Annotated in this window: 11 protein-coding genes; 10 read left to right on the forward strand and 1 reads right to left on the reverse strand. The window is 38.8% G+C overall.

The window, feature by feature from the left end:
* Nucleotides 1–168 precede the first annotated feature (168 nt).
* A complete protein-coding gene (locus tag OOZ15_RS07400) occupies nt 169–729 on the forward strand; it encodes a GNAT family N-acetyltransferase (protein ID WP_265955452.1) in 561 nt (186 codons plus the stop codon).
* Between the two features lie 161 nt (nt 730–890).
* On the opposite strand, the gene OOZ15_RS07405 is transcribed toward OOZ15_RS07400, so the two are convergent.
* On the reverse strand, nt 891–1,739 hold the full coding sequence (locus tag OOZ15_RS07405) for an AraC family transcriptional regulator (protein WP_265955453.1): 849 nt from the start codon (nt 1,737–1,739) through the stop codon (nt 891–893).
* A 256-nt stretch (nt 1,740–1,995) separates the two neighbouring features.
* Here OOZ15_RS07405 and OOZ15_RS07410 point away from each other — a divergent pair, with 256 nt between their 5' ends.
* From OOZ15_RS07410 to OOZ15_RS07450, 9 genes are all read left to right on the forward strand, one after another.
* Nucleotides 1,996–3,615 carry a UxaA family hydrolase gene (locus tag OOZ15_RS07410; RefSeq protein ID WP_416337312.1) on the forward strand — a complete coding sequence of 540 codons (1,620 nt, stop codon included), beginning with the start codon at nt 1,996–1,998 and terminating at the stop codon, nt 3,613–3,615.
* Nucleotides 3,616–3,696: 81 nt separating this feature from the next.
* On the forward strand, nt 3,697–4,470 hold the full coding sequence (locus OOZ15_RS07415) for an SDR family NAD(P)-dependent oxidoreductase (protein ID WP_265955455.1): 774 nt from the start codon (nt 3,697–3,699) through the stop codon (nt 4,468–4,470).
* A gap of 17 nt (nt 4,471–4,487) precedes the next feature.
* A complete protein-coding gene (locus tag OOZ15_RS07420) occupies nt 4,488–5,342 on the forward strand; it encodes a fumarylacetoacetate hydrolase family protein (RefSeq protein WP_265955456.1) in 855 nt (284 codons plus the stop codon).
* A gap of 46 nt (nt 5,343–5,388) precedes the next feature.
* Nucleotides 5,389–6,201, forward strand: a complete 813-nt coding sequence (locus OOZ15_RS07425) for an amidohydrolase family protein (RefSeq protein ID WP_265955457.1) — start codon at nt 5,389–5,391, stop codon at nt 6,199–6,201.
* A gap of 73 nt (nt 6,202–6,274) precedes the next feature.
* Nucleotides 6,275–8,683 (forward strand): glycoside hydrolase family 95 protein, encoded by a 2,409-nt coding sequence (locus tag OOZ15_RS07430; RefSeq protein ID WP_265955458.1) that lies wholly within the window; start codon nt 6,275–6,277, stop codon nt 8,681–8,683.
* A 13-nt stretch (nt 8,684–8,696) separates the two neighbouring features.
* The gene (locus OOZ15_RS07435; protein ID WP_265955459.1) at nt 8,697–10,031 is read left to right on the forward strand and encodes an alpha-L-fucosidase; all 1,335 of its coding nucleotides are present in this window, start codon (nt 8,697–8,699) and stop codon (nt 10,029–10,031) included.
* An 11-nt stretch (nt 10,032–10,042) separates the two neighbouring features.
* On the forward strand, nt 10,043–10,825 hold the full coding sequence (locus OOZ15_RS07440; RefSeq protein ID WP_265955460.1) for an L-fucose dehydrogenase: 783 nt from the start codon (nt 10,043–10,045) through the stop codon (nt 10,823–10,825).
* 15 nt (nt 10,826–10,840) lie between these two features.
* Nucleotides 10,841–12,163, forward strand: coding sequence for an L-fucose:H+ symporter permease (fucP, locus tag OOZ15_RS07445; protein WP_265955461.1), 1,323 nt, complete (start codon nt 10,841–10,843; stop codon nt 12,161–12,163).
* A gap of 2 nt (nt 12,164–12,165) precedes the next feature.
* Entirely contained in the window at nt 12,166–12,507 is a 342-nt protein-coding gene (locus OOZ15_RS07450) for an L-rhamnose mutarotase (RefSeq protein ID WP_265955462.1), read from the forward strand.
* Nucleotides 12,508–12,733: the final 226 nt, after the last annotated feature.

Genomic DNA, 12,733 nt, shown 5'->3' on the forward strand with positions numbered 1-12,733 from the left:
GCACCATTCTGTTATAGATTTGATAGATTATTCTAATATAGGTTCAAATAATAATCATACTTAAATACTCAATATTTAAAACTTCAATAAGATATTTTTGTATGTTACATTAAGGTAAATATGCTATTTTTGAAATAAAACAAACTAATACCCTTATTTTAATAAGTAATGATTAAAGCTGTAGAATATGATAAAGAGCAAGTAATAGAAATATTAACATCTTCCTTTGATAAAAACCAGTCTACAAATTTTGTAATTAAACAAGATTCAAAAAGAGAAGAAAGATTCAGGCGACTGATTGAATATTCTTTTTTTATGGGAATGGAGTTTGGCGATGTTTTTATGTCAGAGAATAAGAAAGCGTGTGCAATAATTTTATATCATCATAAGAAAAAGACCTCTTTAAAAGCACTTTTATGGGATGTTAAATTGGTTTTTGGAACGATCGGCCTTAAAAAAGTTTTTAAGATCATGAAAAGAGAGGCATTATTAAAAACGAAGTACCCCAAAGAGAAATTTGCACATTTATGGTATATCGGGGTTGATCCTAAAGTCCAATCAAAAGGAATTGGAACTGAATTGATGAATGCTGTATTGCAATCCGTCAAACTACCTGTTTATTTGGAAACTTCTACCGAAAGAAACTTGCCGTTTTACAGAAAGTTTGAATTTGAAGTAATCGATACCGTTGATGAACTTGGATATAAATTATATCTCCTTAAAAAATGATGTTGTTATGTTATCACCAACTATGGCAACAACAGATGCCACTTTTGAATTAACATAAACCAATTTTATATGCTAAAAGTTATTTTATTAATATTAGAATTGTTATTGCAATTTTTTTATCAAGATACTGTTGAGTTGATGGTCGCAATTCTAAACTAAATCTACACGCTGTTAAACCGACTTGGAGAAATCCCTTTCAGTTTTTTAAAGGTTCTGTTGTAATAGGAAAGACTATTGAATCCTGACTGGTAACAGGCCTCCGAGACCGTTTTTTGCGGATTGGTATCAGACAGTAATTTACAGGAATAACCAATTCTGATTTCATTCAGGAATTCTACAAAAGACTTTCCGGTTTTAGACTTAAAATACCTGCAAAATGCGGTTTTATTCATACCCGAAACATTGGCAATGGTGTCCAAACTTATCTCTTCTTGAAAATTTTGCATAATGTATTGTATCACCTTGTTTAACCTTAGGTCTTTAACCTGATAATTAGACAGCCAGTCGTTACTCCCCAACAGTTTCTTATTATTTTTTTGATGTAATTCTAGGAGCAAAGACAAAAATGACACCCCGTTTTGATATAGGGAATTGGAGTTCATTTTGTCTAAAATTTGCAATAATACTATATTTTCATCCCCTCTGAAGCGTATCCCTCTTTTACTCACCTCCATCATTTGACTTACATATGAATAAGCTGATTTTGAAGAATTAACACCGGGGAAGAAATCTGCGTTAGCATGAATCACATAGGCAATGGACAATTTGTCTGTTTCCGAGGAAAAAGGCTTGCTATCAAACATATGGGGGACATTCTTTCCAAGGAAAAAAATATCGTTCTTTTGAAAATTCCCAATATGATCTCCGGCATACAATGTACCTTCACCTTCAATAATGTAAACAAGTTCTATTTCAGGGTGATAGTGCCATAATTTTAAAAATTCCTTTTGCTTGTGTTTCGACAGCTTGATATCGCTTTCAAGGTTTTTTTGTAAATAATGCAGTTTCATGGTTCAAAAGGAGTGATTTTGATATTTTTTGTGCTTTTTTTGAATGAATTTTTAAATATTGCAAATATTGTACAAGTATAAGCAAATTTCGTATAACTCAGCGCTCGACTTTAGTCTTAATTTTGACTCATCAATACTCCGATGCTTGTGCCGATAAAACTCCCCTCCTTTGGAGGGGTTGGGGGGAGGACTTATAGTCGCTTTTATACTAAACCAAGTTCTTCGCTTTTGTAGGGAAGGGAGTTAAACAAAAAATATTTTGAAGGATTATCTGATTATTGCTGAAACTGACAATGTTGCTGTTGCCCTTAAGGATTTAAAAAAGGGTGGAAGTGTTGTGTTGGAAAGCGAAACTTTGATTTTGACCGAAGATATACCGGTAAAACACAAATTTGCATTAAACAATTTTACCGAAGGGGATATTGTTTCCATGTATGGTGTTCCGGTGGGCAAGGTATTGAAATCCATCCCAAAGGGAGGTATGATTTCTACTGAAAACGTTAAGCATGTTGCAGCGCCATATCAATTCAGAAATAAAAAATACAATCCACCTCAAGTAAATATCGCTCAACTTAAAGAGAAAACGTTTTTAGGGTATCATCGAGAAGATGGACAAGTAGGGACGACCAATTACTGGATATTTGTCCCCATGGTATTTTGTCAGAACAGGAATCTAAAGGTGCTTAAAGATGCTTTTGAAGAAGAACTGGGATATAAAAAAGGGAATCCATATAAATTACAATTGCGAAAATTAGCAGGCGGTAATACCGATGAGGTTTTTATTGAAGATATAGAAAACAACGAAAATAAAGTCTTTAAAAATATAGATGGAATTAAATTCCTCACTCACGAAGGGGGATGTGGAGGTACAAGGGATGACGCGCAGGCATTGGTCAATCTTCTGGCGGGATATATAAAAAATCCCAATGTTGCAGGTGCTACGGTACTAAGTCTTGGATGCCAGCATGCACAAATGAGTATGTTGGAGGAAGCCTTAAGTGAAAAATTTAAAACGGAGAAACCGGTATTGTACTTTGAACAGCAACAGTTCAGTTCAGAAAAAGAAATGCTGTCTACTGTGGTCAATAAGAGTTATAAAGAGCTAGCTGAAGCGAATAATATTACGAGAAAACCGACCTCGCTTAGTAAGCTCTCCATCGGATTGGAGTGTGGAGGGTCTGATGGCTTTTCGGGGATTACTGCAAATCCGTTAATAGGACTCGTAGCCGATAAAATCAATGCCGTAGGTGGCAAAAGTATCTTGTCTGAATTCCCTGAATTGTGTGGAGTAGAACAGGATCTCATAGACCGTTGTCTTGATAAAAAGGTAGCCGATAAGTTTATCCGCCTTATGGAAAGCTACAATAAAAAAGCGCATGAAGTAGGATCGGGTTTTGATATGAATCCGTCCCCCGGAAATATAAAGGACGGACTCATCACCGATGCTATAAAATCAGCTGGAGCAGCAACGAAAGGAGGACGAAGCACTATTGCTGATGTATTAGATTATGCCGAATATGTAAACAGACCCGGATTGAATTTGTTGTGTACGCCCGGGAATGATGTAGAATCTACCACGGGCTTGGCAGGATCCGGAGCTAATATCATCTTGTTTTCAACCGGTTTGGGAACCCCAACGGGGAACCCCATTTGTCCGGTGATAAAAATCGCTTCAAATTCCATGTTACCGGCAAAAATGAAAGATATTATCGATTTTGATGCCGGAAGATTGATTTCAGAAAAAATTCCGCAGGAAGAATTAGCTAATCAATTAATTGACTTGATCATTGACATCGCTAGCGGTAAAACCTTAACTTGTGCTGATCAATTAAGTCAGGATGATTTTATTCCGTGGAAAAGAGGGGTTTCATTGTAAAGCCGTACGCTGCCTGACGGTAAAGACAGGGTTGTACAGCTTCTAAAAACAGAAAAATGTTGAACAAACAATAAAAATATCATGAGTTTCAACCTAAAAAATAAAATAGCCATCGTTACTGGTGGAGCAAGCGGGATTGGTAAGGCAATATCCACTAAATTTTCCGGTACAGGGGCAAAGGTTCATATATTGGAGTTTAATGAAGAAAACGGTGAGCAAACAGTTGCTGAAATAGAAAAGAATGGTGGCGAAGCTGTTTTTCATCAGTGTGATGTTTCCAATCAAGGACAGGTAAAGAAAATCATAGACTCCATAGCAGCAAAAGAAAAAATTGATATTCTGATCAACAATGCTGGGATTGCCCATATTGGTAATGTAGAGGATACATCAGAAGAAGATTTAGATAGGATTTACAATGTGAATGTAAAAGGAGTCTACAATTGTATGTATGCGGTGGTGCCTCACCTTAAAAAAGCGGGTGGTATTATTTTGAATATGGCCTCCATAGCGTCTTCCGTAGGGATTTCGGATAGATTTGCCTATTCCATGTCCAAAGGAGCGGTCTTGACCATGACCTACTCGGTGGCAAAAGATTATCTCGATTATGGTATTCGTTGTAATTCTATTTCCCCGGCACGTATTCATACGCCTTTTGTAGACGGATTTATTAAAAAGAATTACCCCGGAAAAGAAGACGAAATGTTCGAGAATTTGTCAAAAACCCAACCTATTGGGCGCATGGGAAAACCGGAAGAAGTGGCCAATTTGGCATTGTATCTGTGTTCTGATGAGGCCTCCTTCATTACAGGAACCGACTTTCCTATCGATGGCGGATTTATAAAATTGAATGGATAAAAGAAAAGTTTAAACACATGAAACTAATAAGATTTGGTGAGCCCGACAAAGAAAAACCGGGAGTTTTGATAGACGGAAAAAGATTGGATGTAACTGCATTTGGATTCGATTACACCGAACAATTTTTTGAAACCAACGGAGTTGAGCGCTTAAAAACCTGGTTGGAAACCAATAAAGGCGCTTGTCCGCTTGTAGAAGATGATGTGCGTTTGGGACCTCCGACATGTCGTCCGTCGAAATTGGTCTGTGTTGGGCTGAATTATGCCAAACATGCAGAAGAAAGTGGCATGGCCATCCCGAAAGAGCCGGTGTTGTTTTTTAAAGCAACTTCGGCAGTTGTAGGACCTAACGATGACCTGATTATTCCAAAAGGAAGTACTAAAACCGACTGGGAGGTAGAATTGGCGTTTGTTATCGGGAAAAAAGCGTCGTATGTAACCGAGGATGATGCCATGGATTATGTTGCCGGTTATGTGCTGCACAACGATTACAGTGAAAGGGAGTATCAACTGGAACGTGAAGGACAATGGGTAAAAGGAAAGAGTAGCGACACCTTTGCGCCTTTGGGACCTTTTATGGCAACAAGGGATGAAATTCCAAATCCGCACAACCTCGATCTTTGGTTAAAACTGAATGGGGAAATGATGCAGAACAGCAACACATCCGATTTTGTGTTTAACATTCCGAAGCTGGTAAGCTATATCAGTCAGTTTATGACCTTATTGCCAGGGGATGTAATTTCAACAGGGACACCTTTTGGAGTTGGCTTAGGACTCAATCCGCAGAAATTCCTAAAACCCGGAGACGTGGTGGAATTGGGAATCGAAGGACTTGGAAGTTCAAAACAAACAGCAAAAGCTTTTGAGGGTTAATAGTATAAATCCAATTAAACTATTAACCAATAACAATTAACAAACAATGATTGACACACATCAACATTTTTGGGAATTCGATCCGGTACGGGATGCTTGGATAGACGATTCTATGCAGGCGATCAGGAGGGATTTTCTTCCTTCGGATTTAGAACCCGTCCTTAAAAAAAATAATGTTGATGGATGTATAGCCGTCCAGGCCGATCAATCTGAAAAAGAAACCCAATTTTTGTTGGATTTAGCAAAGAAACACAGCTTTATCAAAGGTGTTGTGGGTTGGGTAGACTTGTTATCATCTTCGGTAGAGGAGCGTTTGACTCATTTTTCAAAAGACAAAAACTTAAAGGGAATCCGTCATATTGTTCAGGCAGAAGCAGACGATTTTATGTTGCGTTCCGATTTTCAACATGGGATAAGTAAACTAAAACAATTCAAGCTTACCTATGATATTCTGGTTTTTCAGCAACAACTTCCGGCTGCTATCAAATTGGCAGAAAAATTTCCTGATCAAGCTTTTGTATTGGATCATATCGCCAAACCAAAAATTTCCGAAGGAGTAGATAACAATTGGAAAAATAACATAGAAGAATTGGCCAAAAACGGAAATGTGTATTGCAAACTCTCTGGAATGGTTACAGAAACAGAGGGCTTTAAATGGAAAGCAGACGATTTCAAGCCGTTTTTGGATGTGGTGGTCAATACATTTGGTGTAGATCGCATCATGTTTGGATCGGACTGGCCGGTATGTTTGCTGTCTTGCAGTTATGAGGAGGTGTTGAAAATTATAAAGGATTATATTCCAAAAGAACACCAACCAAAAGTATTTCACCAAAATGCTGTTGAATTTTATAGTTTGTAAAGACAGGTGACGGATGACCGGTGACCGAAGTATTTTGAGCTTCGGACTTCCAATGATAACTAAAAAAATATAAATGAAAACTATACTTAAAATCCCATTCTACTTCCTCTTCATCATTCTGGTTACAGGATGCCAACAAGAAGTAATTTCAGAAGAAAAACAGACGGGTCAAACTGTTCTCTGGTACACTCAGCCGGCATCAAAATGGATGGAAGCCTTACCGGTGGGTAACGGGCGTCTGGGTGCCATGGTGTTTGGGGATCCCGTAAGTGAGCGCATTCAGCTAAATGAAGATTCGATGTGGCCAGGCGGACCTGCCTCGCCGGCAGGCAGGCCCGATTGGGGAAATTCCAAAGGGACTAAAGAAGATCTGGATCATATTAGGCAGTTAATTCGCGATGGTAAAGTTCACGAAGCCGATAAAGAAATTGTGGAGCGTTTTTCTTACAAAGGAGTTGCACGCTCACACCAGACCATGGGAGATCTGTTTATCGATTTTTCAGATGAAAATAAAAAAGTGGAAAATTATAAACGCTCGTTAAGTTTGGATGATGCGTTGTCCTCTGTAAGCTATACCTCCAATGGCAATGAATACACCGAAAAGGTATTCGCATCAGCTCCCGATGATGTTTTGGTAATTCAACTGGAAACCACAGCAAATGAGGGAATGGACTTTAAGCTTCGCTTAACTCGTCCGGAAGATGAAGGGCATCCAACAGTGGAGGTGAGCAATCCTTCTGATAACGAAATCAGTATGAAGGGTACCGTAACTCAGTATGGAGGAGCAAAATTTTCAGAGCCCACTCCTTTGGATTATGGGGTGAATTTTGAAACCAGGTTAAAGGTTGAAAATTCATCCGGAACAGTCATAGCAAAAGATGGAAGCTTAGAACTAAAAGGAGTTAAAAAAACCACGGTTTATATTGTTGGTAACACTTCTTTTTATGACGATGATTTTGAAGAAAGGAATACCAAAACACTCACTTCGGCTACACAAAAAGGATTTGACGAACTGCTAAAAGATCATATAAAAGATTATCAGAAATTATACAAAAGGGTTGATTTTGACCTAGGAGGGAAAGAATTAGATTCGTTACCAACGGATAAACGTTTAGCCCGTATCAAAGAAGGAGAAGATGATCCTGATCTGGCTGCAAAATTGTTTCAATACGGAAGATATTTACTGATAGGCTCATCGCGTCCCGGTACAAATCCGGCAAATCTACAGGGAATATGGAACGAGCATATACAAGCGCCTTGGAATGCTGATTATCACCTGAACATCAACTTACAGATGAACTACTGGCCGTCCAATGTTACCAATCTTGATGAATTGCACGAACCGCTTTTCGATTTTATAGACCGAGTAATCGAACGGGGAAAGATAACGGCAAAAGAACAATACGGGATTGAAAGGGGAGCGGTAATCCATCATACCACCGATCTTTGGGCAACGCCCTGGATGCGTGCCGAGCAACCTTATTGGGGCTCGTGGATTCACGGTGGCGGATGGATCGTTCAGCATTATTGGGAGCATTACAGATATACTCAGGATGAAACTTTTTTAAAGGAAAGAGCTTATCCTGCCATCAAGGCAATGGCTGAGTTTTATCTCGATTGGCTCCAAAAAGATCCTGAAACAGGAAAATGGATTTCCTATCCGGAAACCTCACCGGAAAATTCATATATCGCAGAAGATGGTAAAAAAGCTGCCGTTGCTTATGGTGCGGCTATGGGACACCAAATTATTGCTGAGGTGTTTGACAATGCTTTGGCTTCAGCAAAAATTCTCGGTATTAAAGATGATTTTATAGCTGAAGTCAAAGAAAAACGGGAAAATCTGTATCCGGGTGTTGTTATAGGGGAAGACGGACGTATACTTGAATGGAACAAAGCTTACGATGAACCTGAAAAGGGGCACAGGCATATGTCACATCTGTACGCATTGCACCCCGGTGATGATATAACTGCTGAAGGAACCCCCGAAGCTTTTGCAGCTGCCCAAAAAGTAATTGATTACAGATTACAACATGGTGGTGCGGGAACCGGATGGAGCAGGGCGTGGATGATCAATTTTAATGCTCGATTGTTAAATGCTGAAGCCGCAGCAGAAAATATCAAAAAACTTTTTCAAATATCCATAGCCGACAATTTGTTCGATGAGCACCCGCCATTTCAAATCGATGGAAATTTTGGCTATACGGCCGGGGTGACAGAACTTTTAATGCAATCACATGAAGGCTTTATACGGATTTTACCTGCTTTGCCTGCCAATTGGAAAAATGGAAGCATAAAAGGCTTAAAAGCCCGAGGGAATATTGAAGTGGATATAAGCTGGGAAGATGGAAAGCTGAAAACCCTTACTTTAAGCTCCCAAAAAGACAAGAGAGCCCAGTTGAAGTATGCCTATAAGGAAATTGAAGTAACTTTAGCGATGGATAAAAAAATAAAACTTGATAACAATTTAAATGTTGTGGAATAAATTTAGCCAAAGCATGAAACAAATAATTACTGCATTACTGGTTTTAATTTCGGCTTCACTTTTTGCTCAAAATAATGGGGTAAGTGAAGAAAACGATGCAAAAATGCAATGGTTTAAAGATGCTAAACTGGGTATTTTTATTCATTGGGGCTTGTATGCTGTAAACGGGATTGATGAATCCTGGTCGTTTTTCAATGGCTATATCTCGCATGAAGATTACCTAAAACAAACCAAAGGTTTCACCGCCAAAAACTACAATCCGGAAGCTTGGGCGGAACTCATAAAAAAAAGTGGGGCTAAATATTCTGTTATTACCTCAAAACACCATGACGGATTTGCGCTGTGGAAAACAAAACACAGTGACTTTAATGCCGTTGAAAGTTCTGCTGCAAAGAAAGATGTGTTAAGTCCGTTTGTTGATGCCCTTCGCAAGAACGATTTAAAAGTAGGGATTTATTATTCCCTGCCCGATTGGTCTTATGATGATTATACCCACTTTACTCGGGAAACCCAACGCTATAACATTGCTGATGAACCAAGACGATGGAAAAAGTTCCTGAAGTATTATCAGGGACAGTTAAAAGAACTTGCAAAAAAATATAATCCTGACCTGTATTGGTTTGATGGCGATTGGGAACATAGCTCAGAAGAATGGGAAGCCCCCAAAGTAAGGGAAATGCTGTTGGATAAAAATCCGAGCACCATCCTGAACTCAAGGTTAAAGGGAGAAGGTGATTATGAAACTCCGGAACAGGGAATGCCTATTACACGACCAAAAAGTAACTATTGGGAGTTGTGTATGACCATGAACAACTCTTGGGGATATCAACACAACGACCACAATTATAAAACAATTAATCAGATCATCGGAATCTTTGCTGATGTAATTGGTAATGGGGGTAATTTACTTTTGGATATTGGCCCTAAGGCTGATGGTATAATCCCTGAAAAACAAGTAGATATACTCGACGGATTAGGGCGGTGGACAAATAAACACAAGGAAGCCATTTACGGCACTGTAGCCGGTATTCCAAAAGAACATTTTTATGGACCTACGACCTTATCAAAGGATAAAAAGATATTGTATTTGTTTGTGAAAGGTGATCCAAATGGTGAGGTAGTGTTAAGAGGTTTAAAAAATAAGATCAATCGTATTTGGGTAGTAGGTGAAGGAACCAAACTTTCGCATAAGGTGGTCGGTAAAGTGTATTGGAACGAATATCCGGGTATAACCTATATACCACTACCGGAAAAAGTATTGGATGAGAACATAACTGTGCTGGCTTTACTGTTGGATGGGGAAGTTGATTTATACAGAGAAGACGGCGCAGTGATAGAAAGCAATTAAATGAAAAATAAATGGACTTAGGATTAAAAAATAAAGTGGTAATCATTACAGGAGGTACCAAAGGTATTGGCGAAGCCATATCCCGCTGTGTGGCAGAAGAAGAGGGTATCGCTGTTTTTATTGGAAGAAGTGAAAAGCCCGGAAAAGCACTGGAAGATGATCTAAAAGCGAAAAAACTTCAAGGGTATTTTATTCAAGCCGATCTAAATAAAACCGACAACTGTAAAAAGATTATAGCTGAAGTCATTGAGAAATATGGAAGGATAGACGGTTTGGTAAACAATGCCGGTAGAAATGATGGAGTAGGTCTGGAAAATGGCTCTCCGGAAGCATTCGCCAAATCAGTTCAGGAGAATTTGTTCCACTATTATGAAATGCTTTATTATGCCTTAGCTGCTTTAAAAGAGTCGGAGGGAAGTGTGGTAAACATCAGCTCCAAAGTAGCATTGTCTGGTCAGGGCGGAACCTCAGGCTATGCAGCTTCTAAAGGAGCTCAATTGGCATTAACAAGAGAATGGGCATCAGAATTATTGCCATACAACATCAGGGTAAATGCCATTTTACCTGCTGAAGTGATGACCCCTTTGTACGAAAGTTGGTTGAACACTTTTGATAATCCTTCAGCAAAACAAAAAGAAATAGAGCAAAAAATACCACTGGGACAACGAATGACCACCGCAGAAGAAATAGCTTCAATGGCTGTTTTTCTTTTATCAAATAAATCAGCCCATACCACAGGACAGTTTATCTCCCCAGATGGTGGGTATTTACATTTAGACAGATCTTTAACCTAAGCATATAAACAAATTATGGAAGAAATTAATCAACCAATTCAAAAAAAGGCTCCAGTTGTTTCAGGAAAGGTGCTTATACCTTTTATCCTTATTACATCATTATTCGCCCTATGGGGATTTGCCAATGCGGTAACAGATCCTATGGTACAGGCATTTAAAAAGGTGTTAGAACTGTCTAATTCACAAGCATCCATGGTGCAAATGGCTTTTTACGGCGGCTATTTTTGTATGGCGCTACCGGCGGCTATGTTTATGCGTAAATATTCGTATAAAGTAGGAGTGTTGATCGGGCTTGCTCTCTATGCTACCGGGGCATTGTTATTCTATCCGGCAGCACAAACAGAGAGTTTTACGTTTTTTTGCATCGGACTCTATATTCTCACTTTCGGTCTGGCATTTTTAGAAACTGCTGCCAATCCGTATGCTTTGGCAATGGGAGCCAAAGAGACAGCCACACAACGGTTGAATTTAGCTCAGGCTTTTAATCCGGTAGGTCTGATAGCCGGTCTGTTTGTGGCGCAACAATTTGTTTTGAAGAAGTTACAATCTGATGATATAGAAGATTTTAGTGCTTTGGATGAAGCTTCAAGAGCCTTGATAAGAACTACTGATTTACTGGTGATCCGTGATCCTTATGTGATTCTTGGTTTGGTACTGATAGGGGTATTTATATTGTTTTTGGTGAACAAAATGCCACAAGCAAAAGATGAAAATGGAATGCCAAGCATAGGGAGCACTTTTGCTTCACTGGCAGGAAATAAAAAATATGTTTTAGGGGTTGTTGCCCAAATATTATATGTAGGGGCACAAATTATGTGTTGGACCTATATTTATCAGTATGCTGAAGCCATTAGTATAGATAGTGTAACAGCAGGGTATTACCAAATGACTGCCTTCATCATATTTACGGTTGGTCGCGCTGTCGGCACTTACTTGCTTCGTTTTATTAGCTCAGGGCAGCTTTTAATGTATTTTGCCCTTTTGGCAATGGTATGTGTACTTGGTACTATTTGGATACAAGGTGTTGTAGGTCTTTATTGTTTGGTGGGTGTCTCGTTCTTTATGTCGCTGATGTTCCCAACTATTTATGGAATAGCCCTGGGTGATCTTACCGAAGAACAGTCAAAAGTAGGTTCTGCCGGATTGATCATGGCCATTGTGGGTGGTGCTTTAATGCCTAAACTTCAGGGGATAATTATTGATGCTGGAGGAACAGGTGTAAATGACATCCAAATTGTAGGGGTTTCTGAAGTTAACTTTTCATTTATCCTCCCGCTTGTTTGTTTTGTATTTATAGCCTTATATGGAAGATTGGTATATGTAAAATACAACGATTGATCATGAAGACAAAGAGACATTGTTTCGCATTGGATCTAATAGATGATCCTGAGTTGATATTGGATTATAAAAAGTATCACGAAAATGTTTGGCCGGAAATAATACAAAGTATTAAAGATGCAGGGATAGTCGATATGGAAATTTACAATGTAGGGAACAGACTCTTTATGATTATGGAAGTTGATGAAACTTTTTCTTTTGAAGAAAAAGCAAAAAACGACGCAAATAATCCTAAAGTACAGGAATGGGAAAACCTGATGTGGAAATATCAAAAAGCCCTGCCCGTAGCCAAACCCGATGAAAAATGGATTTTAATGGAAAAGATTTTTTCAATCACTAACTAAGCCCCGACAGCTGTATAATGGTCGTAATGCCTGTAGGAGAAGTCTTAAAAAAACATATGTCGCCAATATGCTTATTTTATACAAGCCCGGAAAGCCCAAGGGAGGATTTATAGAGGGCTTGTTCGCTAAACTATCAGAGGGGATGACCTTGCGGATGTTAGAGCTCTTGCTTTAGGAAACTTGATTGAACTTGAAGATAAAATCAATAAAAGCATTCCCTATGTTA

It is taken from the genome of Galbibacter kalidii, assembly GCF_026241135.1.
In the GTDB taxonomy this organism is placed as follows: domain Bacteria; phylum Bacteroidota; class Bacteroidia; order Flavobacteriales; family Flavobacteriaceae; genus Galbibacter.